The 26,561-nt window shown below is 35.1% G+C and carries 20 protein-coding genes; 6 read left to right on the forward strand and 14 right to left on the reverse strand.

Annotated elements, in window-relative coordinates; translation table 11 throughout:
• Window positions 1-146: 146 nt before the first annotated feature.
• The 5 genes from ACNQGO_RS00165 to ACNQGO_RS00185 form a co-directional block, all read right to left on the reverse strand.
• On the reverse strand, window positions 147-1,412 hold the full coding sequence (locus ACNQGO_RS00165) for an MFS transporter (protein ID WP_417983815.1): 1,266 nt from the start codon (window positions 1,410-1,412) through the stop codon (window positions 147-149).
• A gap of 10 nt (window positions 1,413-1,422) precedes the next feature.
• Window positions 1,423-3,123 carry a single-stranded-DNA-specific exonuclease RecJ gene (recJ, locus tag ACNQGO_RS00170; protein WP_417983816.1) on the reverse strand — a complete coding sequence of 567 codons (1,701 nt, stop codon included), beginning with the start codon at window positions 3,121-3,123 and terminating at the stop codon, window positions 1,423-1,425.
• 107 nt (window positions 3,124-3,230) lie between these two features.
• Window positions 3,231-3,575 carry a HopJ type III effector protein gene (locus ACNQGO_RS00175; RefSeq protein WP_417983817.1) on the reverse strand — a complete coding sequence of 115 codons (345 nt, stop codon included), beginning with the start codon at window positions 3,573-3,575 and terminating at the stop codon, window positions 3,231-3,233.
• A gap of 14 nt (window positions 3,576-3,589) precedes the next feature.
• Entirely contained in the window at window positions 3,590-4,303 is a 714-nt protein-coding gene (gene rsmI, locus ACNQGO_RS00180) for a 16S rRNA (cytidine(1402)-2'-O)-methyltransferase (protein ID WP_417948282.1), read from the reverse strand.
• Window positions 4,304-4,369: 66 nt separating this feature from the next.
• Complete coding sequence (locus tag ACNQGO_RS00185; RefSeq protein WP_417983818.1) at window positions 4,370-5,347, reverse strand: hypothetical protein; 978 nt, start codon at window positions 5,345-5,347, stop codon at window positions 4,370-4,372.
• Between the two features lie 234 nt (window positions 5,348-5,581).
• On the opposite strand from ACNQGO_RS00185, the gene ACNQGO_RS00190 reads away from it, so the two are divergent.
• Window positions 5,582-6,172 carry a thymidine kinase gene (locus ACNQGO_RS00190; protein WP_188049018.1) on the forward strand — a complete coding sequence of 197 codons (591 nt, stop codon included), beginning with the start codon at window positions 5,582-5,584 and terminating at the stop codon, window positions 6,170-6,172.
• A gap of 115 nt (window positions 6,173-6,287) precedes the next feature.
• On the opposite strand, the gene rpoN is transcribed toward ACNQGO_RS00190, so the two are convergent.
• The 3 genes from rpoN to ACNQGO_RS00205 all read right to left on the reverse strand — a co-directional run bounded on the left by rpoN (window position 6,288) and on the right by ACNQGO_RS00205 (window position 13,420).
• Window positions 6,288-7,754, reverse strand: coding sequence for an RNA polymerase factor sigma-54 (gene rpoN, locus ACNQGO_RS00195; RefSeq protein WP_417975687.1), 1,467 nt, complete (start codon window positions 7,752-7,754; stop codon window positions 6,288-6,290).
• A gap of 78 nt (window positions 7,755-7,832) precedes the next feature.
• The gene (asnS, locus tag ACNQGO_RS00200; protein ID WP_315209501.1) at window positions 7,833-9,269 is read right to left on the reverse strand and encodes an asparagine--tRNA ligase; all 1,437 of its coding nucleotides are present in this window, start codon (window positions 9,267-9,269) and stop codon (window positions 7,833-7,835) included.
• Window positions 9,270-9,589: 320 nt separating this feature from the next.
• Complete coding sequence (locus tag ACNQGO_RS00205) at window positions 9,590-13,420, reverse strand: T9SS type B sorting domain-containing protein (RefSeq protein ID WP_417983819.1); 3,831 nt, start codon at window positions 13,418-13,420, stop codon at window positions 9,590-9,592.
• 478 nt (window positions 13,421-13,898) lie between these two features.
• Between ACNQGO_RS00205 and ACNQGO_RS00210 the strand changes: the two genes are divergently transcribed.
• On the forward strand, window positions 13,899-14,357 hold the full coding sequence (locus ACNQGO_RS00210; protein WP_417944871.1) for an RNA methyltransferase: 459 nt from the start codon (window positions 13,899-13,901) through the stop codon (window positions 14,355-14,357).
• A gap of 108 nt (window positions 14,358-14,465) precedes the next feature.
• Window positions 14,466-15,245, forward strand: a complete 780-nt coding sequence (locus tag ACNQGO_RS00215) for a TlpA family protein disulfide reductase (protein ID WP_417983820.1) — start codon at window positions 14,466-14,468, stop codon at window positions 15,243-15,245.
• Window positions 15,246-15,443: 198 nt separating this feature from the next.
• On the opposite strand, the gene ACNQGO_RS00220 is transcribed toward ACNQGO_RS00215, so the two are convergent.
• The 4 genes from ACNQGO_RS00220 to ACNQGO_RS00235 form a co-directional block, all read right to left on the reverse strand.
• A complete protein-coding gene (locus ACNQGO_RS00220) occupies window positions 15,444-16,319 on the reverse strand; it encodes a sulfurtransferase (protein ID WP_417983821.1) in 876 nt (291 codons plus the stop codon).
• 89 nt (window positions 16,320-16,408) lie between these two features.
• Entirely contained in the window at window positions 16,409-16,936 is a 528-nt protein-coding gene (locus ACNQGO_RS00225) for a GNAT family N-acetyltransferase (protein ID WP_417946997.1), read from the reverse strand.
• A 140-nt stretch (window positions 16,937-17,076) separates the two neighbouring features.
• Window positions 17,077-17,904, reverse strand: a complete 828-nt coding sequence (gene lgt / locus ACNQGO_RS00230) for a prolipoprotein diacylglyceryl transferase (protein ID WP_417946996.1) — start codon at window positions 17,902-17,904, stop codon at window positions 17,077-17,079.
• Window positions 17,905-18,164: 260 nt separating this feature from the next.
• Window positions 18,165-20,582, reverse strand: a complete 2,418-nt coding sequence (locus ACNQGO_RS00235) for an efflux RND transporter permease subunit (protein WP_417946994.1) — start codon at window positions 20,580-20,582, stop codon at window positions 18,165-18,167.
• A gap of 198 nt (window positions 20,583-20,780) precedes the next feature.
• Between ACNQGO_RS00235 and ACNQGO_RS00240 the strand changes: the two genes are divergently transcribed.
• The 3 genes from ACNQGO_RS00240 to ACNQGO_RS00250 all read left to right on the forward strand — a co-directional run bounded on the left by ACNQGO_RS00240 (window position 20,781) and on the right by ACNQGO_RS00250 (window position 23,865).
• The gene (locus ACNQGO_RS00240) at window positions 20,781-23,051 is read left to right on the forward strand and encodes a cation:proton antiporter (protein ID WP_417983822.1); all 2,271 of its coding nucleotides are present in this window, start codon (window positions 20,781-20,783) and stop codon (window positions 23,049-23,051) included.
• A 1-nt stretch (window position 23,052) separates the two neighbouring features.
• Window positions 23,053-23,382, forward strand: a complete 330-nt coding sequence (locus ACNQGO_RS00245; RefSeq protein ID WP_417983823.1) for a DMT family transporter — start codon at window positions 23,053-23,055, stop codon at window positions 23,380-23,382.
• Window positions 23,383-23,559: 177 nt separating this feature from the next.
• Complete coding sequence (locus ACNQGO_RS00250) at window positions 23,560-23,865, forward strand: YbjQ family protein (protein ID WP_417983824.1); 306 nt, start codon at window positions 23,560-23,562, stop codon at window positions 23,863-23,865.
• A gap of 396 nt (window positions 23,866-24,261) precedes the next feature.
• On the opposite strand, the gene ACNQGO_RS00255 is transcribed toward ACNQGO_RS00250, so the two are convergent.
• The gene (locus ACNQGO_RS00255) at window positions 24,262-24,729 is read right to left on the reverse strand and encodes a hypothetical protein (RefSeq protein ID WP_417947610.1); all 468 of its coding nucleotides are present in this window, start codon (window positions 24,727-24,729) and stop codon (window positions 24,262-24,264) included.
• Window positions 24,730-24,734: 5 nt separating this feature from the next.
• Entirely contained in the window at window positions 24,735-25,919 is a 1,185-nt protein-coding gene (locus tag ACNQGO_RS00260) for a T6SS effector amidase Tae4 family protein (protein WP_417947609.1), read from the reverse strand.
• Window positions 25,920-26,561 lie beyond the last annotated feature (642 nt).

Consider the following 26,561-nt stretch of genomic DNA (forward strand, 5'->3'; position numbering starts at 1 on the left):
TATTGTAAAGTGTTATTAAGGTTTCGTTTTATCAAATATTGAAACAGATAAATTTGATTTCATTTTTTTTGAAATGATAAAATAGAACTTTTATGTCCAAGTGCAATTTCACTTTAAATTTGCATAAACTTTGGTTTTAAACCAATTTAAGATTTCTCATGCTCCTCAACATCTTGTTGCAAGTCCAGTTTTCTAAAAGTAGGCGATATAATGCCTGTGAAAATAACAGTAATTAAAGTCATGCTTCCGCCAAAGACCACTGCACTCACAGTACCCATTAGTTTAGCCGTCAAGCCGCTTTCAAAAGCTCCCAATTCGTTTGAAGAGCCCACAAAAATTGAATTTACAGCAGCTACGCGACCCCGCATGTGATCTGGAGTTTTCAATTGAAGAATGGTTTGACGTATCACCACCGAAAATCCATCAAAAACACCACTTAAAAATAAAGCCGCAACGGACAACCAAAAAATAGAGGATAGGCCAAAAACAATGATGCAAATTCCAAATGCAAAAATTGCCGATAACAGTTTCATACCCGCATTTTTTGTAAAAGGAATGTAAGCGGAGATTATTAGCATCAAAAAAGCGCCAACAGCTGGCGCAGCTCTCAAAACGCCAAATCCCTGAGGGCCTACTTTCAAAATATCCTGTGCAAAAATGGGCAATAACGCAACAGCTCCACCAAAAAGAACAGCAATCATATCTAGTGATAAAGCACCTAAAATGGTCTTATTGTTGAAAACAAATTTTACGCCTTCTTTCAAACTTTCCATAATGGGTTCGCCAATTTTTGGATTTAAAATTGGTTTCGTTTCAATTTGGGTCAAAGCAACCAATGCGATAAGTGAACATCCCAAAACGATGAACATAGACCCATGAACACCAATCCAATTGATAGAGAAACCCGCAACTGCAGGTCCTAAAACAGAACTAATCTGCCAAACGGAACTACTCCAAGTGGCGGCATTTGGATATATTTTTTTAGGCACGATTAAGGCCAAAAGAGAAAATATGGTCGGACCCAGAAAAGCGCGGACCAATCCTCCTAAAAACACGAAAAAGTAAATGGAGTATAAAATAGTTTGGGCAGCAAAATCTTTTATAAAAGGAGGCCAAGTAAATAAAAATAAGCCCAAACTAATGATTGAAAATCCTAAAATACATTTGAAAAGCAAACCTTTTTTTTCCTTTTGATCTACAATGTGTCCGGCAAACAAAGCCATCGAAATGGCTGGAATGACTTCCATTAATCCGATGATTCCTAATGATAACGGATTTTTGGTTAAGCTGTACACTTCCCACTCAATAATAATAAACTGCATCGACCATCCAAAAACCATGGCAAAACGCAATAACAAAAATATATTGAATTCTCTGTAGCGCAGCGCCGAGTAAGGGTCGTTTTTTTTCATAACAATAGGATCATTCTTTAATATCTCGCAACCGCAATTGCAAGCTTTTTTTGCCATTCCACTCATTTTCATCAATACAATACAAGGCTTGAAAAGATTTTTGGTGCGTAGTTAGTTTGATTTTGTTGCCCAAATTAAAACCAATTGCAGCAATGCCTTCAGTCCCGAGGCTTAGGGATTGTTTGACAAAAAGTTTTAAGTGTTCATCCTCTTGACCCATAGGTTTTCCATAACCGGTGTCTTTGATGTTTTTGGTCAAGAAAACGGGCGTCATATTTTGGGGTCCGTACGGTTCAAATTGTTTTAGGATTCGAATGAATTTTGGAGTGATATCAGCAAAATCAATTTCGGCATCAACTGCAATTTCGGGTGTTAACATATCTGGATGAATGGTTCTTTCCACTTCTTTTTCAAAAGCATCCTTGAAGATTTGATAGTTTTCTTCCTTCATCGTCATTCCCGCAGCATACATGTGACCTCCAAATTGTTCCAAATGTTCTGAACATGCTTCTAAAGCATTGTATACATCAAATCCTTTTACGGAGCGCGCCGAAGCTGCATATTTGTCGCCGCTTTTGGTAAAAACTAAGGTCGGACGATAATAGGTTTCAATCAATCGGGACGCGACAATTCCTATTACGCCTTTATGCCAATTTTCTTCAAAAACTACGGATGTAAAACGTTCTTTTTCATTGTTTTGCTCAATTTGTTGTAAGGCTTCTTTTGTGATTAATTTGTCTAAATCCTTTCGTTCTGAATTATATGCCTCGATTTCAGAAGCAAATTGTTGGGCTTGCTCAAAATCAAATTCGGTTAATAATTCCACCGCGTGATTCCCATGTTTAATACGTCCTGCAGCGTTTATTCTGGGTGCGATAATAAAAACAACATCGGTAATATCTAGAACTTTCTTTTTTATTTGGTGAATGATGGCTTTGATTCCTGGCCTTGGGTTAGAATTAATGACTTGTAATCCAAAATAAGCTAATACTCTATTTTCTCCAGTCATGGGAACGATATCAGCAGCAATCGCAGCCGACACTAAATCTAAATACGGAATCAAATCTTCGGTGGTTTGGTTTCGGTTACTGCCCAATGCTTGAATCAATTTAAAACCGATTCCACAACCACACAATTCATCATAAGGATAAGGACAATCGTCTCGTTTTGGGTCCAAAATAGCGACGGCTTCGGGTAAGAATTCGCCTGGTCTGTGGTGATCACAAATGATAAAATCAATATTTTTTGCCTTAGCATAGTTGACATGATCGATCGATTTTATTCCGCAATCTAAAGCGATAATAAGCGAAAAACCATTGTCATCTGCAAAGTCAATTCCTTTAAATGAAATGCCGTAACCCTCATCATACCGATCCGGAATATAGGTAGCAACATTAGGGTAATAGGTTTTTAAATAGGAAGAAACGAGCGAAACAGAAGTAGTGCCATCAACATCATAATCGCCAAAAACAAGAATATTTTCTTCGTTTTCGATTGCTTTCTCGATGCGTTCTACGGCCTTTTCCATATCTTTCATTAAATATGGATCATGTAAATTATCTAAACTTGGACGGAAAAATGCTTTTGCTTCCACAAAAGTGTTAATGCCACGTTGCACTAATAAAGTAGCCACAAAATCTTCTACATTTAAGGCTGTCGCCAAATGTTTCACCGTCTCCTCTGAAGGTTTTGGTTTTAAAGTCCAACGCATATTGATTTGGTATTTTAAAATTGTGTTAGGAAATTTGTCAGCTCGAGCGAATTCGAGACTAATTGATATGTCTCGACTGCGCTCGACCTGAAAGAGAATTTGTATTTTTATTTCAACACTAGAGCACTTCCGTAAAAAGCGATTCCGTCCCAGCCCGTTTTCATGAAATTACGTATGTTCTGATGATCAGTACCGTTTGGATTTTTTAAAACATCATCATAATAAAATGCACCAAAACAGGATAATGTTTCCGCTTCTGATAAGTTATGAATTTCTGCAAACGAAAATAATTTACAGGATCCTAAATTTTCTCCAACTGTATTGTGTTGCAAACCGTTCTCGAATGCTGTGGGAGTAAAATTGTAGTTTTCTTCAATTACAGCGATAGTTTCTGTAAAAGTGATGGATTCTGGTGTCTGCTTTAATTTTTCTAAAAAGGATTCTAAATTCATGATGTATTTGTAGGTTATTCTTCCTCAGAAAATTTACTTTTTTTAGGTTCTTTGGTGATTGTTTTTCCACTGACTACGACTACAATTTCTCCTCGTGGAGCAATTTTATTAAAATGAGCGACTACTTCTTTAACGGTTCCGCGTACATTTTCTTCGTGCAGTTTAGATAATTCTCGGGAAACTGAAATTTGACGATCTTCGCCAAAATAGATGATAAATTCTGCTAAAGTCTTCACTAATTTATGGGGAGAAACATATAAAATCATCGTTCTTGTTTCTTCGGCTAAAGCCAAATAACGTGTTTGACGCCCTTTTTTATCAGGTAGAAATCCTTCGAAAACAAATTTATCATTGGGTAAACCACTATTGACTAAAGCTGGTACAAATGCTGTTGCACCTGGCAAACACTCCACTTCAACTCCGTTTTCAACGCAAGCACGAGTCAATAAAAAACCCGGATCTGATATCGCTGGTGTTCCCGCATCCGAAATCAAAGCGATGTTTTCCCCAGCTTTCAATCTCGAAATGAGATTCTCGACAGTTTTGTGTTCGTTGTGCATGTGATGGCTGTACATGTGTGTGCCAATTTCGAAATGCTTTAATAGTTTTCCGCTCGTACGCGTATCTTCGGCAAGAATCAAATCTACTTCTTTAAGAATTCTAATGGCTCGAAAAGTCATGTCTTCGAGATTGCCAATGGGTGTAGGAACGATATATAATTTTGACATAGTTGAAATAATTTAGTAAAAATCTCCAAAAGTATCATTTCTGATCGCAATGGAAATCTAGGATATTTACAAGAATTTTTTCTCTATAATATCCATAAAACGTTCTTCATAATCTTGTTTTCCTTCCCAATTGTTGTAGTCTGGTTTCACCATTTCTTGAACAAAATCGCGGGTTTCATAAAAGGTGTTGAACGTGATCAATTGGTTTAAAACACGGTTGTAGTCTTCGCTGCTGTTACCGAAAAGGTGTTTTATAAAAGCAATACGATCATTTAGATCAATGTTGATTCCTTTGGCTAATTTTCCGTTCAAGGAAATAGCTTTTTGTTCAACAGTTTCTTCTTTTATAATTTCTTCTTTTTCCTCCTCCACAATGATTTCTTTTGGAGGGTTGATCACAGTTTCTTTAGGAGTGTCTTTAATTTCTTGGACCTTTACAAATTGAGTGTCATGGTAATTTCCACCTAATAAATCTTCGAAAGAAATTTGGACCGGTTCCTTTTTCTTTGGCATTTCTTGTTCCGTTTCTGTTCCGTCCTCTTGAGTTAACTCAAAATCGGGATGGATTGAAGCGATTTCAGTGGTTGTAATTATTTCTTCTTCAATTTCTTTTTCTTCCTCAACAACCATCAATACTTCTGTTTCTGGTGTTCTTACTTCAGTACGTGCGCTTACTTCTATAAGAGTTTCAGTTTCCACTGCCGCTTCAAGTATCGGTTCCACTTCATTTATTTCTGCAGCTTGCGTGGTTTCTTCTGCTGTTATATCGTGGATTTCTTCCGCAACAGTTGCTGCAATTATGGGTTTAATTTCGGTTTGAGGCAATGCTTCTTGGTCAAAAATAGATTCGATTTTTTGTTCTAATGCGACTCCTCCAATTGTAGGCTGTACTTCGCTAAAGTGCTCCTCTATAAAGCGCAATACAGAAAGTTTCTCATACAATTTTTGAGTCTCTGAATACAATTGGTTTATGTCAGATTTATTTTTTAGCTGTAATATTCGGTGTGCAATGCTGATTAAATCGGCTTCCAATTTTTTTTTCATACTGTTGAAATTATAGCGTGTTAGGCAGGTCTGTGTCGATGGTTATTGTATATCTTCCCTAGAAAAGGAATTCTTTATGAATAAGATTTATTTTTTTAAATAAGTGCAGTCAAATACTCGATTTGATATAAATTGTATACTTTTGAAACGACGTAAAAGTATAAAATTTTTAAGTCCGTTTATCTATTACGAAGTAATAAAAGCTATTCATTTTTTAAGTCAGAAAAATACAAAATGTTTCTCGAAAATACAGTAAATCATAAAGAACAATTTGGTTGGATCGAAGTCATTTGCGGCTCCATGTTTTCGGGTAAAACTGAAGAACTGATCCGTCGTTTGAAAAGAGCACAATTTGCCAAACAAAAAGTAGAAATTTTTAAACCGGCCATCGATACGCGCTATGACGAGGAAATGGTGGTGTCGCATGATGCTAACGAAATTCGTTCTACGCCCGTTCCCGCTGCAGCTAATATTGCTATTTTGGCGCAAGGTTGCGATGTAGTAGGCATTGATGAAGCACAGTTTTTTGATGATGAAATAGTCAAAATTTGTAACGATTTGGCAAATCAAGGAATCCGAGTGATTGTAGCTGGACTGGATATGGATTTTAAAGGGAATCCCTTTGGACCCATGCCTGCCTTAATGGCAACTGCTGAGTATGTAACTAAAGTGCATGCTGTTTGTACCCGCACCGGAAATCTTGCCAATTATAGTTTTCGTAAAACCGATAATGACAAGCTTGTTATGCTTGGCGAAACCGAAGAATACGAGCCTTTAAGTCGTGCCGCGTATTATCATGCAATGCGGAAGGATCAGGAGAAGTAAGGTATTGTTTAGAGGAAACCTGGAATAGTTTTAAATTTTGAAAGGATTATTTTATAAAAAAAGGGGAAATTTGTTTCAAACAAATTTCCCCTTTTTAGTATTTTTAAATTCCAGTTTACATCTTCTTCCTCATTCTCGCCACTGGAATATCGAGTTGTTCTCTGTATTTTGCAATGGTTCTTCTTGCGATTGGATAGCCCTTTTCTTTCAAGATTTCGGCAAGTTGATCGTCTGGCAATGGTTTTTTCTTGTCTTCTTCTTCAATCGTATTCTGAAGGATTTTCTTGATCTCGAGTGTAGAAACATCTTCACCTTGATCGTTTTTCATAGATTCTGAGAAAAACTCTTTGATCAGTTTTGTACCATACGGTGTTTCTACATATTTACTATTGGCCACACGTGAAATGGTCGAAATGTCAAGACCTACCATATCAGCAATGTCTTTAAGGATCATTGGTTTCAGTTTGGTTTCATCACCATCTAGGAAAAATTCTTCTTGATAGTGCATAATGGCGTTCATGGTAACAAAAAGCGTTTCCTGACGTTGGCGAATGGCATCGATAAACCATTTAGCCGAATCCAGTTTTTGTTTAATGAACTGTACTGCATCTTTTTGCTGAGCCGATTTGTCTCGAGAATCCTTATACGTTTGCATCATTTCTTGATAATCCTTAGAAACATGCAGCGATGGTGCATTCCGTCCGTTCAAGGTCAATTCCAGCTCGCCTTCTACAATTCTAATGGCAAAATCAGGTACTACATTTTCAGTAACTTTATTATTTCCAGTAAAAGATCCGCCTGGTTTTGGATTCAGTTTCTCTATTTCGTGAATGGCTTTTTTAAGTTGCTCATTCGAAACATTATATTTCTGAATTAACTTGTCGTAATGTTTTTTAGTAAACGCATCAAACTGATTTTCGATAATATCAGTGGCTAGTTCTACAGATTCTGTGGGTGTTTTGTGTTTCAATTGTAAAAGCAAGCATTCTTGTAAATCTTGTGCTCCTACACCAGAAGGTTCTAGTTCATGAATGACTTGCAGCATTTTTTGCACCATCTTTTCATCGGTGTAGATGCCTTGAGTAAAAGCCATGTCATCTACCATATCTGGTACGCTACGACGGATATAACCCATGTCGTCAATACTGCCAACGAGGAATTCAGCAATTTCACGCTCTTCATCATTCAGGATAAAAGTATTTAACTGATTGATTAAATCTTGGTGAAAACTTACCGGAGCAGCAAATGGTGTTTCGCGATCATCATCATCGTCACTGTAATTACTAGTTTGTGTTTTATAGTCAGGCGTTTCATCATTGCTTAAATATTCGTCGATATTGATATCTTCAGCTTCTATTCGCTCTGATTCGGCATCATCATAATCATCATAATCTTCGTTTTCGAACTCGTCTTTCTCGTAATCCTCTTCCTCTTTTCCAGTTTCAAGAGCTGGATTTTCGTTCATTTCCTCGAGTAAACGTTGCTCAAAAGCTTGCGTAGGCAATTGAATTAACTTCATCAGCTGGATTTGCTGTGGAGATAATTTTTGGGATAATTTTAAATTTAAGAATTGCTTTAGCATTTTATATTTTTGTTGTTTTTGTTTAACGTTTGAAGTTTCAGGTTGTTGAACTTGAAACTTGAAACTTTAAACAAATTTTTAGAATTCTGCATTCATTGGTGTTCTTGGGAAAGGAATTACGTCACGAATGTTTGTCATTCCTGTTACAAACAAGACCAATCTTTCGAATCCAAGTCCAAAACCAGAGTGAACCGCCGAACCGAATCTTCGGGTATCAAGATACCACCACAACTCTTCTTCATCAATTCCTAAGGCTTTCATTTTTTCTACCAAAACATCAAAACGCTCTTCACGCTGTGATCCACCAACAATTTCTCCAATTCCAGGGAAAAGGATATCCATGGCGCGAACTGTTTTTCCATCTTCGTTCAAACGCATGTAAAATGCTTTGATATTTGCCGGATAATCAAACAAGATTACCGGACATTTAAAGTGTTTCTCCACTAAATAACGCTCGTGTTCTGATTGTAAATCAGCACCCCATTCGTTAATGATATAGTTGAATTTTTTCTTTTTATTTGGCGTACATTCTCTTAAAATATCAATGGCTTCCGTGTATGAAACACGTTTGAAATTGTTCTCTAAAACAAAGTTTAATTTGTCAAGTAACGCCATTTCGCTTCTTTCAGCAACTGGTTTCGATTTCTCTTCGTCCAATAATCGTGTTTCCAAGAATTTCAAATCTTCCGGACATTTGTCCATCGTATACTTAATCACGTACTGAATAAAATCTTCAGCCAAGTCCATGTTGTCATTCAAATCATTGAAAGCCACTTCAGGCTCAATCATCCAAAATTCCGCAAGGTGACGCGAAGTATTCGAGTTTTCGGCTCTAAATGTTGGTCCAAAAGTATAAATCTGTCCCAAAGCCATCGCAAAAGTTTCTCCTTCTAATTGTCCAGAAACGGTAAGGTTCGTTTCTTTCCCAAAGAAATCTTCTTTGTAATTTACTTTTCCGTCTTCGGTTCTTGGTGTTCCGTCAAATGGCAAAGCCGTAACTTTAAACATTTCACCAGCGCCCTCTGCGTCTGATCCCGTGATAATTGGGGTGTTCACATATACAAAACCTTTCTCCTGAAAATAACTGTGAACCGCATACGATAATACAGAGCGTACTCTCATAATCGCTCCAAACATATTAGTACGGACTCTTAAATGTGCATTTTCACGCAAGAAATCTAAGCTAGGTTTGTTTTTTGGTTGTATCGGGAATTTCTCCGCATCAGAATCTCCTAGGATTTCCAATTTAGCGACCTGAATTTCAAATTTCTGTCCGGCACCTTTACTTTCTACTAACGTTCCGGTAACGGATATCGCTGCTCCAGTTGTAATTCTCTTCAATGTTTCGTCTGGCGTGTTCTCAAAATCGACAACACATTGAATATTATCAATGGTCGAACCATCGTTTAAGGCAATAAATTGATTGTTTCTAAAAGTTCTCACCCATCCTTTTGCATTTACTTCATGAAGCGTTTTTGTGCTGTTTAGTAAGTCTTTAACTTTTGTATGTCTCATTTTATGTATATAGTTGATATTAAAAATTGTCTCGTAACCGAACTGCAAATATAAATGATTTGTTTGTAATTGTCACGGTGAGAAATGATGTTATCAGGAGCTATTTCCCGCTATTCGCTTTATCTTTTACTTTTTTTCTTTAAAAAAGCAAAAGGAGTCGCTTCAAATGCAGTTCATGTAACTCCTATCTAAATAACAGCATGCTGAAGTAATCTGGGCTATAGAGTATTGGAATTGAGAAATCTCTAATTAATTAAAAATGGACTTGCTAAATACAATAGAAATTAAGGTTTAATTTTTAGCCTATTGTGCATGTTATTTTATCTTTTTAAGGTAAAATGTCCTTTCAAAATTCTACCATCTTCTAGTGCTATGGTATACCAATAGTCGTCAGAAGGCAAAGGTCGCCCATTAAAGTTTCCATCCCAACCTTGATTTAAAGGATTTAACTTGTTTATTAACTTACCATATCGATCAAAAACATGAATAGCTGTTTTAGCATTAAAGGTCTTGTTGACGCCTTTTATATTCCAATAATCATTAAAACCATCTTGATTTGGTGTAAAGAAATTCGGTATTCCAAGTATTGCTATTTCTTGTAAGGCAATACCACAGCCATTCAAGTCTTTTACATAAACCGTATGGATTCCTGCACTAACATTAGTAAAAAGATTTTCTGATTGATAGTAGCTATTTTCGTCATCCAAGGCATAAACATAGTCACCTGTACCCGTTGCGATAACCTGAATACTATTTATAGAAGTAAGATCTTCAATTTTTATGTTTTCTATTTTAGCAATATTAGAGGCAGAAACTACAATTATTCTAGTTCTAGAACATCCGTCAACAGTAGTTGCTTTCACGGTATAGGTTCCCGTTTTGTCAATTGTTAAATTATATTCTGTTTCGCCACTAATTAGATTTCCGTTATAAGTCCACTCATATGTGTAATTATCTATTAATAATTCATCAACAAGGGCTGCATTGATTACTTTGGTAGGATTACTACTATTGCTGCAAAGTCGTTCCTTACCGGTCAAGTTTATTGATGGTAACGGATGAACTACAAATGGTATAGTCATAGTTGCTATACAGTTCGCATTATTTGAATTAATGACCTCCGCTCTTATATTTTGTGAGCTAGTTACAAATGGGTTGGGCAATGGACTTGAAAGTGAATTATTACTTGCATCATAATACTTTACGATCATTCCAGTTTGACCTCTCAAGATGGTATTTTGAAAGGTAGAAGTATCAAAAGCATATTTTCCGTCTTGCTTAGTGGGATCGATTTCATCATCACAAACAATTAACATATTGGAGGGAATAGGAGAGGCTTCTGGTAAATTAGAAACCACGAATTCTAATGTTGTTTCAAAGGAACAAGCAGTTATTGAATTGTTGGCTGCCTCTACTTTAATTATTTGCGAATGAGTTACAAAAGGATTGGGTAGCGGACTTGATAAAGAATTATTATTTTCATCAAAGTATTTTAAAATGAAGTTAGTTGAACCATTCAATAATCGAGTTTGAATTGTAGAGGTGTCAAAAGCAAAAAAGCCGTCGTGGTTGTCATCACATTGTATTTCCTTAATAGGTTGCATAACTGGTATTGATTCAACATTTAATTGAATAGGAGAACCTAAACCCAAACAATCATTGTTAAGTTTACTATCAATACGAACATAAATTTTTTGAGAATTGGGATACCCTATATTTCTATAATTTACAATATCTAAAATTGTATTTTTTTCTGTTAAAGCATCATTAAGATTGCGATAGTAGGTAATGTCTAATTGTTGTCCTGTGGGAAAAAGATCTTTTATTTCCTTGTTTACACTACTAAAATCAAAACTCGAAATACCGTCTGTATTGGTACCCAAAACTGCATCATCGCAAACTGTAAAATTTCTAACGAAATTAATCGGAATTTGCGTTGTAGAAATTATTAGGTTTATTGTAGCAATTTTAAAACAGCCATTAGAGTTTGTAATTCTCGCAAAAACTATATCGTTACTGATTATTTGATTGCTATAACTAGCGGGGTTGGTTATTGGGTTACGCTTATTTTGTGCATCAATTTGAGTGGTATAAAAGGTGATGCTTTCGTTTGTAGCATTAGCTGTTATTTTTGGGATAGCTTCCTCTAAATTAAAAATAGTAAATCCATTAATATCATCGTCACATTGTTTTAAATCAACATTTTGATTGATAGTAGGTAATGCACTCACTTGTATATTGAACGATGTTGTTGCAAAACAAATTGGATCATTTTTGTTATACATTTTTACATAAATCGTTTCTGTTGCATTGGCATTTGCATAAGCTGATGGCGCTGCAATATTTTGCGTCAAAGCAATGTCTTGGTAATAACTAAGTAAAAACTGAGTCGCTGACTGTCCCTTTAAAATTGTTGAAGATTTTTGAGTTAAATCAAATAAAACACGTCCATCAGTATCATTACCAACGCTCGTATTATCGCAAACTATATAGGTTGATATAGCAGTGGAAATTTCTGGAATAGGTCTTTCATTAACAGAAATTGAAAATGAAGTACTGCTTTTACAAGACGGATTAGCTTTGTTTGTTACTGAAGCAATTATCGTTTGTGGTAAGTAGGCTGTTGTGTTTGTGTATGTTGATGGGCTATTTATGGCTAAATTATCATTATAGTCAGAAGCGTTAACATAATAATCAACCTTATATAAATTGGGGTCTTGACCATTAAGTATTGCTGTATTTTGAGATGTCAAATCAAAAGCATGAAAACCATCATTATTGTTATCACATATTGAGATATTTTGTGGTTGAGAGGCTGTAGGAAGTTCGTAAATAACAATGTTTTTAGTTTCTGTTGTTACACCTGTATTCGATGTTGCTTTTACGGAAACGGTGTAATTTCCTATTGACGAATAAAAATGATTAGGACTGAGATCAGTGGAGGAATTGCCATCACCAAAATCCCATTGCGCAGCAATAATTTCTCGATTGCTATCTAATGAAAAAGAAGCGCTTTCGCCCAAGCAGTTATTTTGCATTTTTATGGTGACTTGAAGATTAGATGGTGTAAATTGAGGAAGACCAGCATACGAAAGTCTGCCCTTCAGGTCAACAGCTTTTAATTGAAAATTACATCCACTACCCAAAACATTAGGATTAGCAATAGCGCTTAAATAAGGGACGAGGTCGTTGGCTACATAGATTTTCCCGTCAGGAGCTAACTGCAAGGCAAGTGGGCTAGATTCCCTGTAGATTGTAGTTATTAAATTGATTTCAGAACCAGGGATATTAGCAGCTGTTAAATCATATTGATTCAGTTCATATTTCTTAGGAATATCACTTCCGGTTGTTAGGTATGCAATTTTTCCAGATTGTGAAAATTCTACACCATAAGAATTTGGTTTATTCGTAATCAATCGAGGATTAGTTACGACACCAGTTTCATTATTAAAATTAAACAGTTCAGTTAAACTGGAGGTATTAGCACAAATTAATTTATCCCCTGTTGGAGCCACTTTCATGCTACCAATGGCATCCTGAACTCCTGCTACTAATACACCAGTACTACTAATAACTGGGATAGAATTTACACCTGAGTTATCTACAAAGAATGAGTAGAAATTATTACTTCCATATCCATGAGTAATGACCCAGACTCCCTCTCCCGTTCTATTTAAAGCTGCTGTTAATTTTTCAGTAGTTGGCGTAAATAATAAAATATTTTTATTGGAAGTAACTGCTCCTAATCCTCCATTTAAAGATAAATCTACTTCAGAATATTTTATTCCTTCGCTACTCCCTTTAGTATCACAAGTAAAAATATAATAAATCGTGGAGGATTTAGGCTTTTTTACTATAATTGCTGATTGCGTGCTGGAATAACCACCTCTTAGATCGCTTCCATTTTCCATCAAGAGATGGTTTTTATTATAAACAGATACACCATCAGTATAGAATAACAATTGACCAGCACTGTTTGATATTGTTGCAGAACCTTCATAAGTAGTCTGTTTTCCATTAGTTAATGCAACTGGAGTACCGCTGTTAAAATCCATTCCTGCACGGTCACCAAAATACCAAATATTAGCCTCGCCTTGAGCATATACTGATAGAGAAAACGAGAATAGCAAAAATGTAAAAAATTTATTCATAACATAAATCTAAAAAAGTAATTAAAAGTACATTTTATTTATGAGTTAGCGTAAAATTTGTAGGAATATTTGCTTTGTTAATTTTGTAAAAATGCTAAAATACACACAGCAGGTATTAATTTTAAAATTAGTTTTATTATGTTTTAAGAGTTTACGCTATTTTAGTTCTAAGTATTTTCACTGGTAAGGAATTATAAAGTATAGTTGCAATATTAATACTCAAAGTATTGACCATTAAAGGTTTAAAATATATTTAAGTCAATCAGGAGCTGCTTCCCGCTATTCACTCTATCTTTTATCTCCTTCTTAAAAACGAGATAAAAGGATGCCGCTTCTATCGGGGCTAAGAGTCTTCAATTATCAAGTTCGTCAGTTCCAAAAAAAATGTACTTCTGTCAGATGTAAACTTGTAATGCATTCTAAGTATAATCCGGTTTAAAAACTTGATTAACCTACAAACACTTTGTATTTTTGCGGCATGAACGACAATTTTGTAACAGAATATTTTGGTATCGGAATCCAAAACGGTAAAACTCCCGAAAATTTAGGGGTTTTGTGGCGTACGGCGCAAAATTTAGGCGCCAGTTATATTTTTACAATTGGTAATCGCTATGCTAAACAAGCCTGTGATACGCACAATGCAGTCAAATCAATTCCTTATTTTCATTATGAATCGTTTGAGGATTTCTACAACAACTTACCCAAAGGCGCTCGCTTAGTAGGTGTGGAATTGGATGAAAACGCTGTTGATCTCGAAACGTTTGAACATCCACGACGTTGCGTGTATTTATTAGGTGCCGAGGATAACGGTCTATCGAAAGCAGCTATCGCAAAATGCCATCATTTGGTCAAATTCAAATCTGAGAAAAGTTTAAACGTATCTGTTGCAGGCAGTATTGTACTTTATGATAGAGGTCTTGCTAAACCAAGATCCTGATACGGTTTTTCAACTGTTCCTGAGTTCTAAGCCCAATAGCGGTAAATAAAGTAAATTATTTTTTTGCATTAGATTAAATCGGGTACATTAGTCACTTATTAAATCATTATGAAAAATATTTTTTATAGCCTATCTTTTTTTATACTGCTCATTTCTTGTTCTAGTCCAACTTCTTATGGCGAGCCTGAAGTAAATTCCTTAGAGATTCAGAAAAATTTTATAGATTGGTGGACTTATTATAATAATAATGTAATGCTCTCTAGAAATTTTATTGGCCTAGATGCTAGTTCAAAAGAAATTACCAAAGGGGAGTTTCTTAAAACATTAGCAGATGGTGGTTTTATCCCGATTCGGCTTGCATCGACCGACAAAAATATTTTTTATTATAAACTTTTTAAAATTGAGGCTACTTCCGATACAAGCATACAAGCTACGATTGCAGAGGAGGCTTTCGCCACAATGCAGAATTTTAAAAAGGAAGGGAAACCTTTTCCCGTATTTTCTTTTAAAGACCTCGACGGTAATTTGATTACTAATGAAAACCTCAAAGGGAAAATAGTAGTAATTAAATGTTGGTTCATTCATTGTGTGGCCTGTGTCGCAGAATTTCCGGAGGTAAATGAAATGGCTCTGCAATACAAAAACAGAAAAGATATCGTGTTTATAAGCTTGGCTGAAGATTCACCAGAGGAATTAAAGGCGTTTTTACTTAAAAGACCATTATTGTACTCCGTAGTTCCTAACCTGAAAACGTTTATGAATAACACTCTTCAAATTAACAGTTTTCCTACTCATCTTATAGTCAATAATAATGGGATTATCGAGAAAGTAACATCAAAATACCAAGATTTAGAGATTGCCTTGGAAAATAGTAGTAAAATGAAATAAACAAAATGAGCCCGATAGAACAGTAGGCTCATTGCTCGTAAAACTAATTATACGTTTATTTAGTTCTTTGTGGCATTTTCCAGCAAACGAGATTTTTAATAACAATGGGTCCGTAAATTTTTTTACTCTCATCAAGTTTTAAAATCAAATAAATCTTTAAGAAGTACAAAACGGCTTAAAAATTTTGATGTAAATCGATCATTTAAAAACTATAATCGCTTTATCGTTTCTAGACCATTCACTCCAAGAGCCAACGTAAAGTTTTGGTATTGCTAGCCCAGCATAATCGATGGCTAAAAGAGTTTGGCATGCAGTAACGCCAGAGCCACAATGAATAATGATGTTCTCCATTTTTATTGCTCCAAAAATTTCTTGATATTTTTGTCTTAGTTCTACTGGTGGTAAAAATTGCCCGTTTTGATTTAAGTTGGTAGCAAAAGGAATGTTGATTGCCCCAGGAATATGACCTGCCACTAAATCTATAGGCTCATACTCGCCGCGATACCGACTGTTTTCTCGAACATCAATAACCAAATAATTTTCGTTTTGAGAATTGTTTTCCACTTCGGTAATTGTTGCAGTTGGTAGTTTCCAATTGTCGAATGTGTAGTTTGGGATAAGCTTTGGCGTTTCTGTTTTATCATTTGTTGGAAACCCCATATTTTCGGCTTGCTGTAATCCTCCATTTAAAACTTGAACTTTTTCATGACCAATTGCTCGCAACATCCACCAAAATCGAGCTGCAGCATTGGCTCCGTTTTTATCATCATAAATGACAACGTGACTGCTATTTGTTATTCCGAACTTTGTCAACGTCTTCGCAAATTTTTCAATTTGTGGTAAAGGATGTCTTCCTCCATTTGCGAGATCCACTTTAATATCAGCCAAATCAGTATTTAAATCGACGAACAGTGCTTGGTCTAAATGTTTTGCGTTGTAATTGGCTTTAGCGTCTTTCCCATTGCTAACATCAACAAGAACTACTGCATCGTTTTTGTACAATTCCGATAACTCAGCAGCCTCAATAAGTGGTGAGAGGCGTTTTGTCGTATTTGTTATTTCGCTGTATGCCATGATTTTATTGCGGTTTTTTAAGGGATTGGTTTGTGAAGAACAGTTTGTTTATGCCTAGAAAAAATATACAGCTACGTGGTTAATCCTTATTAGTCGGTTGCTAATTTTGCGTAACCATAATTGTCAGACCAACCTGATTGTAGTGGTAGCAGTTGTCTTGTATGTGCTTCTCTTATCATACCTACTTTTTCTAATACTTTGATAGAGCCGATATTACCTGTAGCGTAACCGGCTTCAATTCGGTGCAGTTTCAAGGTGTTAAAACCAAACTCTAGGATGGCATTTACAACCTCTGTTGCGTATCCTTTATTCCAGTAAGCTGGATCAAATTTAAACCAAATTTCTGCATTGTTGTATTTAGGTTTCCCCAAATTAATTCCAATTATCCCGATACATTCTTGGCAAGTTTGTAAACAAATTGTGAAAGTAAAACTACGTGTATTTCCAGTCATCCATTTATCAAGAATGGCTTTGGTATCATTGATATTTTCTGGAATCCCTAAAGTATTGAATTGGTCTACTTCAGGAAGTGAATGTAAGGTGTGAACGTAATGAAGATCAGCTTGGATAATAGGCTTTATAAGCAGTCTTGCAGTTGATAAATTGTAGGTATTCATTTTTCTTATTTAAGAATAAATTGAGCTGACATTTTAGTATTTTCCTTTTCCCTTTCAAAAACTAGTACGATAATTGGCCATTTGTTATTTAAAAAAAAAGATTTGATTACTATTTATTCCAGGTCTCTCAACGGTTTTTTTTAGTTCATTTCCTTATTTCGCCCATTTCTTATTGTAAAATACAAACCAATTAATATAAAAGGAATACTTAAAATTTGTCCCATATTCAACTTCATGCCTTCTTCAAATGCTACTTGATTGATCTTGACAAACTCGATTAAGATTCGCATGCTGAAAATTAGCGTAATTGCTAGGCCAAAGTAAAAACCATTTCCTATTGTTATGTTTTTAGTTTTGTAGGTTATAAAGAGTAATAGAAAAATAACAAAGTAAGCAATGGCTTCATACAATTGAGCAGGATGCCTTGGTATAGTGTCAACACGTTTAAAAATAAATGCCCATGGTAATGTTGTGGGATTGCCAATCATTTCTGAGTTCATTAAGTTGGCAAGCCTTATAAACGCCGCTCCAAGTGGAGCAACAATTGCAATTAAATCTAGGATTTTGAGGTACTTGATTTTATATTTTTTTGAATATAAATAAATAGAAATAAGTAAACCTACTGTTCCTCCGTGACTGGCTAAGCCTGAGAAACCTACGAATTTATAATCCCCAGTGATCGTTTTTTTTATTGGTAAAATAATTTCGATTAGATTTTTAGAATAATAATCAAAGTCATAGAAGAAGCAGTGCCCCAATCTCGCTCCAACAAAAATCCCGATGATGCCGTATAGAAATAATGCTTCGTGTGCGCTATCATTTAAATTTTCTTTCTTATAAATTTTCTTAAGTATTGCCATGGACAACAGCAAACCCGCAGCAAATAATAGTCCGTAATATTTTATAGGGAATCCGCCTATATTGATGATTTCTGAGTCTACCTCCCAATTTATATATAATCCAATCATAATTTTTTTCTTAATGTTTTAGTATTAATTTATAGTCGTGCTGTGTAAGTTTTAGTGGTACACTATAAAACAATTGCAATTCTAATATAATACTTTTTTTAGTGCAACGTGCCGTTCTACTATTTTTGAGGTTTTTAAATCGTTTAGTTTAAAAAATTTCTCTACCCTAAACAGTTCCCTAGCCCGGATAGCAGTGAAAATCCTTCCTGTTTTTTTTAAACAGGAAGATTGCAACGCATAGCCGGAAAGAGCTCCTGATATTATTTTCTGAGTTCTAAATCATCGATGGCTACATCGCTTGGCTCAATAATGTCTATTTTAGGTTCGATGAAATCTTGCTCGTTGGCCAATGTTTTATTTAAGGTGAGTACCAAAGCTGGCAGCAACATTAAATTTGATAACATTCCAAACAGTAAGGTCAAAGAAATTAATCCACCCAATGCAATTGTTCCTCCAAAACTAGACAGCATAAAGACAGAGAACCCAAAGAACAACACGATCGAAGTATAGAACATGCTCAAGCCAGCATCTGTAAATGTTGCATAAACAGATTTGCGTATTTTCCAGTTGTTTTTCTTTAATTCTTCTCGGTATTGCGATAGGAAGCGCACGGTGTCATCTACAGAGAGTCCAAATGCAATTCCGAAAACCAATATCGTAGACGGTTTCAAGGGAATATCTAGAAAGCCCATGATTCCGGCGGTTAACATTAACGGTAATAGATTAGGAATGATAGAAACCAATACCATTTTGAACGAACGGAACATAAATGCTATTAAAAGTGCCGTCAGTAAAAAGGCAAAAGCTAGTGACGAAAGTAAATTGTTGAGCAAGTATCCTGTTCCTTTCTGGAAAACGAGTGCTTTGCCCGTAATGGTTACTTTGTACTGATTTGTTGGGAAAAGTTTATTTGCTTTTTTGCGAATTTCAGCTTCAATTTTGGCAATTTTATCGCCGCTTTCATCACGCATAAATGTTGTAATTCGGGCAAATTGTCCTGTAGAATCCACATAGCTTTTCATTAAGTTGTCCTTTGAATTTTTAGCCGCATTTTTTGCGTAGGACAAGATAAAGGACTGCTCCTGTGAAGTGGGTAAATCGTAGTATTCTGGTTTTCCGTTGTAGTACGCTTGCTTAGAATACTTAACTATATTCACGATAGAAATCGGTTTTGAAAGCTCAGGAATTTCATCAATAGCTTCCTCTAGTTCGTCCATTCGCCTGAGGGTAGACAACTTCATAACTCCTTTTTTGCGCTTGGTGTCAATCATGATTTCTAGTGGCATTACGCCATCAAACTCTTTTTCGAAGAAAACTATGTCTTCAAAAAAGGCCTCTTTTTTTGGCATGTCTTCTATCAAACTACCAGAAATACGCATTTCATAAATTCCGATGATACTAATGACTAGCAGTACAATGGACACTACATAAATGGTAAAGCGATTGTATTTTATGTTTCTCAGAATCCATCCCATAAAAGCCTTTACATAATCGCGATCCAAGTGTTCGATATGGCGTTCTTTGGGTGCTGGAATGTAACTATGAAAAATAGGAATCACAATAATGCACAAAAAGAAAAGTGCCATGATATTGATGGATGTAACCACTCCAAATTCTAATAACAATTGATTGTTTGAAGCCACAAACGTAGCAAAACCAATAGCTGTCGTTAAATTCGTCATTAAGGTTGCCATTCCCACTTTAGTAGTAACGCGTTGCAAAGCTTTGGCTTTGTTGCGGTGAATTTTATATTCCTGATGGTATTTATTGGTCAAGAAAATACAATTTGGAATTCCAATAACAATGATTAAAGAAGGTACTAAAGCGGTTAAAACGGTGATTTCATAATTCAGTAATCCTAAAAATCCAAAGGACCACATGACACCAATAATGACAATAATCAATGAAATTAAAGTGGCTCTAAAACTTCTAAAAAAGAAAAAGAAAAGCAAGGAGGTGACGAGAAGGGAAGCGCCAATAAAGATGCTAATTTCGTCTGTGATGGTTTTTGCATTTAGTGTTCGAATGTAAGGCATTCCGGAAACACGCAGGTCGATTCCGGTTTCTTTTTCGAATGTTTCAACCGCTGGAACGAGTTTGTCTAAAATGAAATCCTTACGTGCAGCAGTATTGACAATTTCCTTGTCCATGTAAACCGCAGAACGAATGCTTCCTGATTTTTTATTAAAAAGCAATCCTTCGTAAAAAGGCAGGTCATTAAAAAGTTCTTTTCTTATTTTTTGGAGATACGCTTTGTTAACGGTTTTGATTTGGTCTACGAACGGAACCAATTCAAAGGTTTCAAGCGAGTCGTTTTTTTGTAATTTCTTTAAATCATTAAGCGACACAATTAGATCAACAGCAGGATCTGCTTTGATTGAGTTCATTAGCTTGCTCCATGAGGCGAAGGCTTCTGGAGTAAAAATGGCGTTGTCTTTTACCCCAATAATAACTAAATTTCCTTCTTCACCAAATTTATTCAAAAAGGCATTATACTCAATATTGACACTATTATCCTCAGGTAATAAATTAGCTTCTGTAAAAGTAAAATGGATATTTTTCCATTGCAAGGCTAAAAGAGCTGTTATCGCAATAATTATGGACAACATTAAAATCCTATTTCTAAGGACAACTCGGGCTATTAACTCCCAAAATCCTAAACTAAACCACTTGATCATATTTCCTATTTATCGGTGGTAAAGGTAATTAAAACCGCTATAAATCACCGATTTTCAGTTTAAGTTTTTGTTGTGTAACAGTGGTATTTGCTGGAGTTTTTTATTTTACAATTAAATAATTTTGTGGTATATAAATTATACATTTGGAATCTGCATCTTTGTTAGATTAGAAAAGGGATCGAATAGACTATAATAAATATGAAAAAGTATAAAAATACAGTATTTTACTTATTGATTACGGGTGGTTTTACTGCTTTAATGTACTGGATTATCACCAAGGGGAAAAAGTTAGAGGCGAGCGAAATAATAGTAACGCCTGAAAGTGGGAAAGGGTCTTGGGGCGATTTTATAACCTCCATGCAACACAATTTTCAAGATCCGTTAGCCATACTTTTAGCACAAATAATTACTATTATTCTTGTTGCTCGCGTATTTGGTTGGATTTTCAAAAAAATTGGTCAGCCCTCAGTAATTGGCGAAATAATCGCTGGTATTGTACTTGGTCCTTCCTTATTGGGTCTCTATTTTCCAGAATTTTCGGGGGTTTTGTTTCCTGCGGCATCCTTGGGAAATTTGAAATTTTTGAGTCAGATCGGGTTAATCCTTTTTATGTTTGTTATAGGAATGGAACTCGATTTAAAAGTTTTAAAAAATAAAGCTAATGAAGCCGTAGTGATTAGCCATGCGAGTATAGTGATTCCGTTTGCGCTTGGTATTGGCTTGGCGTATTATGTGTACAATCAGTTTGCGCCAGAGGGAGTTAAGTTCTTGTCGTTCAGTTTGTTCATGGGGATTGCTTTGAGCATCACTGCTTTTCCAGTTTTGGCAAGAATTGTGCAGGAACGCGGCATTCATAAAACAAAATTAGGAGCAATAGTAATTACTTGCGCTGCGGCAGATGATATTACGGCTTGGTGTATTCTGGCAGTGGTAATTGCCATTGTAAAAGCGGGGACATTTGTGAGCTCGTTGTATATAATCATGCTTGCTATCCTGTATGTTGCAGCGATGATTTATATTGTAAAACCATTTCTAAAAAGGATTGGAGATTTATATGGTTCAAAAGACAGCATCGTAAAACCAGTTGTTGCTATCTTTTTTTTGGTGCTCATTATTTCCTCTTATGCTACAGAGGTGATTGGAATTCACGCCTTGTTTGGAGCTTTTATGGCTGGAGCTATTATGCCCGATGTTCCAAAATTAAGAACCATATTCATAGAAAAAGTAGAGGATGTCGCTTTGATACTTTTACTGCCTCTGTTTTTTGTATTTACGGGTTTAAAAACAGAAATTGGTCTTATTAATGATCCGTACCTATGGAAAGTCACTGGTTTTATTATTTTGGTTGCTGTAGTAGGGAAATTTTTAGGAAGTGCTCTGGCCGCACGATTTGTGGGTCAAAGCTGGCGCGATAGTTTAACAATTGGCGCTTTGATGAACACGAGAGGTTTAATGGAATTGATCGTACTAAACATTGGTTTAGAACTCAAAGTGTTAACTCCAGAGGTGTTTACCATGATGGTCATTATGGCGTTGGTAACCACTTTTATGACTGGTCCTGCATTGGATTTAATTAATTATATTTTCAAAACAAAAGACGGTGTTGAAATTTTGGAAGCATCAAATGCAAATAAATACCGCATTTTAATTTCGTTTGGAAATAACGAAAAAGGAAAATCTCTGCTGCGATTGGCCCATAGTTTTATTAAAAAGCAAAAAAACACCTCGAGTATTACCGTGATGCACTTGTCCTTGAGTGATGAGGTGCATACCTTTAATTTAGAAGACAAAGAAAAAAACAGTTTTTATCCTATTGTAGAAGAATCACAGCTGCTAAAACAGGATATAACGACTATTTTTAAAGCCACAATGGATATTGAAACTGAAATTGCAGATGTAGCCAATCAAGGCGATTATGATTTGCTATTAGTAGGTTTAGGAAAATCAATTTTTGAAGGTACCATTCTAGGGAAAGTAATTGGTTTTACAACCCGCATCATCAATCCAGATCGTTTAATAGATAAGTTTACTGGTAAAGAGGGCTTGTTTGAGAATTCTCCTTTTGATGAAAGAACCAGGCAAATTATTTCTAAAACCAAAATGCCAATCGGGATTTTGATTGATAAAGATTTGCAGCAAGTCAAGCATGTTTTTATTCCAATTTTCAGTCCTGAAGACTCTTTTGTAATTGATTATATCCAAAAATTAGTCTACAACAATAATTCAAAAATTGTTATTTTGGATGTCAATAGCCATGTCGAGACTAATTTCGTAATGAAAAGTGCCATTGATTCTTTAGAACAAAAATACCCCAACAACATCAGTTTAATCACCGATAAAATTATCAAAAAAGAATTTCTAGCCCAACAAGATTTAATGCTTATCAGTCTCGAAAGCTGGAAAGCATTAGTAGATTCTAGAAGTATTTGGCTGAGTGGTGTTCCATCCGTACTAATATTAAAACAGTAGTATGAACTGGATTTTGTTGATTATTGGAGGTCTTTTTGAAATAGGTTTTGCTACCTGTTTAGGCAAAGCCAAAGAGAGTACTGGTATGACAGCAAGCTTGTGGTTAGCAGGTTTTTTAGTGTATTTGACAATCAGTATGTTTTTGCTGTACAAAGCGACACAAACCTTGCCCATAGGAACCGCTTATGCAGTTTGGACCGGAATTGGCGCAGTGGGAACTGTGCTAGTTGGAATTTTTGTATTCAAAGAACCAGCTGATTTTTGGAGACTGTTTTTTATCACCACCTTAATCAGTTCTATTATTGGATTGAAATTCGTGTCGAGTCAGTAGCGAGATAGGAAATCAGAAGGTTTTAAAAAAAGGCTATAAGCTAAAGATTCACAGTCGCCTTAGTGTATTGTTTTAATTTAGTAGTAGCTTTTATGTTTTGATGATTTGGACTGCATGAATGTCCATTTGTGCCATGCTTCGTTTTATAACCAATAAATAAATAATACTAATAAAATCATGATTTTAACCACAACCAACACTATCGAAGATTATAAAATCCTTGAATACAACGGAATAGTCTCTGGAACTGCTGTAAATATGCAAAAAATGGGATTGACATTTAATATGCAAAAATACTACGCAGGAATTAGTGAAAGCATCTTAGAGATTAAAGAGCAGGCTTTTACTAATTTAAAAGAAAATGCCGAAAAAATGAACGCCAATGCTGTGGTAGGAATTCAAGTTGATGTAGAACTTAAAAGCAGTGAAGGATTAATTGCTGTTATGATAACTGGAACTGCAGTTAGCATTGTAAAACGGTAATTAAAAGCAAATTTGGTTTTTTACTAGAGTTGCTGGTTTCGGTCCTGTTTTTATTTTTTGGTTTGTTAACCAGAGAATTGTCATTATAATGCTAGTTTTTATTTACTATTTAATTACATGCAACCATAAAAACCCCGTCCAATTAAAATAACAGGACTGGTTTTAAATATAAGTTGAAGTAATTTTATACCTTCATGATTTCGGCTTCTTTCACCGGCTCGCGCGAGCGTCCCGCTCGTGAACACAATCTATATTGTAACACACTTTAATTTTGAAACACCACCACAAACCAAAATTATAGTAATCCTTAATAGGAATTACGAGCGGGACGCTCGCGCCAGCAGAGGGGTAAATGTTTTTACATATGTTCTTATCGTACTTAGTAAAATGAAGCTTTTACTTTTTTGATGATGTATTAGTTTTTGTAAGTTTACCTTTTGTTGATCCCTTGTATGCTCTCTTTGCAATTACGTCTAATTCACGACTTGCATAATAATTCAAGCAACTAGCACAGATATAATTTTTTTTCAAATCTGCTGCCTCCTCCTCCACGGTACAATCATCACAATGCGGAAATATTGGTTTATGCATGTTTTTTATAACATTTGCAGCTAAACTATCAATTTCGTCGTAATGGAATAAAATAGGTTCATAAGGTACAAGTAGGTCTTTTTTTGCCATTAATTTAAAAATCTCATCATCTTGATAACCTTTTCTTATACAGCTAAGAAAAAAATCTGTTTTATACATATTGATCCATTCATTTTCAAATTCACCAAAATGATAATCAAATTTATCTCTTTTGTGCGTTGCACACGAACTTAAAAGACAGCTTAAAACAATTATAACTATTGCACTTTTCATTTTTTTTATTTTAAAATCCAAACATCAATATAATCGACAGGGACGAAATTATTATTTTTATCAAAGAAATGGCATTTGATTCTACAACCTCCATCTTCTAATATGTCAGTATGTCCTGTGCCCCATGTTCTATGGATTTCAGTTCTAGAAACCATCGAATAGATGCCGTCTCCTTCTAAATCTTCCATTAGTTGAGGAAATTTAGCTCCATTTGTACCTCCTTGTGCAGCTGTAAAATGATGATAATTTAGAGGATTTGTGCCAAATGTTTTGCGCATCCATTTATTCAAGGCTTTAGCATTTATTATTAAGTGATTTCCGTCTTTGTCCTTAACAGTATTTTTCGATCCATCTGGATTATCTGGAATAAATGGAATAGCTATATCACATTTTATTAGCGCAGTTGAAACACGAATTGCGCAGGTATTTAGTTTTTTTCCATTTGCGATTACAGCATTATACATTTTCAGGACATCTCCACCTAAGCTATTGCAAAGTGGTCCTGCTTCAGTATATTTTGGAGGAACTGCACTTTTGAAAGCAGCTAAGGTTGGTAAATTTTGCTGAGGGAAAGTTAAGTTAGGATTTTCCCAAAAATCTGCATTATACTCACCATCATTTCCTTCCGAGGTTCCCAGAAACCAGTTTTCAATTTGCTCCCATGTTACTTCAGGATCTTCATGTTTTAAATTTCTAGCCATATTTGCAATGGTTGCACTTTCTTGAGACCAATTATTATCAATTTGATATTGTATGGTTTGAATGAAAAAATTCATGTTTTCTTGACTACTCCTAAAAAATAGAACTTTTTCACCGTCTAAATTTAACCATACATTTATGGTATGCCATTCATTAATAAAATTAGGGTCGTTAATATCTAAGTTACTCAATGTATTAGGTGAGAATGAAAAATCAGTAGGAGATCCTCCACCCACCGGATTTTCCTCAGTTGTAGTATATATTATGGGGCTACTCGAATCGCCACTAGAACCTCCACAAAATTCAAGAGTAGCGGTCATTATTGTACATCGTCCATATTTACAAGCAAAGCCGTCACAAGTTTGTCCCTCACAACTACCCTCACATCTTATTTCAGGATAAAATCGCAAACATATCATTGTTGCTTTTTGTTTTGGCAAAGCAACCATTTCATCATTTCCTATTTTTTCAATAGATGTAAATCTCATCATTTTTTTATCCGTATTGAGATCTTTTTTTAGTAAAAAAACAGATGTAGTCCAATTGCCATCTATTTTTCTATATACTAAGTTATAAAATTCATTGGGATTGTTTTTTTTAAAAAGGGGATATATTCTAAAGGTATACGTTGTTTGTTGACTTTTGCTTAGTAACTTTTTTATGGCAATAGTGTCAATATAAAATTCTGAAAGTTTGCTGTTTGACTTACTTTCGATATTACTTGATATCTTAATTTGTAAAATGGGGTCAAACTTTCGTGTAGCTGTTTCAGTTGCAAACTGCTTAAAACTAATTTTACTTTTGTCGGCACCACTGTGTTGTTCTTTGTTTTGAATGAGTTCTTCTTCTATTTGGCAATTGCTTAGTGTTGCCGTTATAATACATAGAAGTAATAATCTAACGAAGTGGCTTAGTTTGTTTGTTTGTTTGTTTGTTTGTTTTCATATTTTTGTTTGGTTCCTGAATATTGTATAAAAATAAGAAATATTTTATAAATTGCAATACCCACTTTTAGTGATATTTTGAAAAAACAAAAAACCCGTCCAATTATAATAACAGGACGGGTTTCAAATACAATTAAAAGGGAATTACACCTTCATAATTTCGGCTTCTTTCACCACCAAAAGTTCATC

This window comes from Flavobacterium frigidum, assembly GCF_048286735.1.
GTDB lineage: Bacteria > Bacteroidota > Bacteroidia > Flavobacteriales > Flavobacteriaceae > Flavobacterium.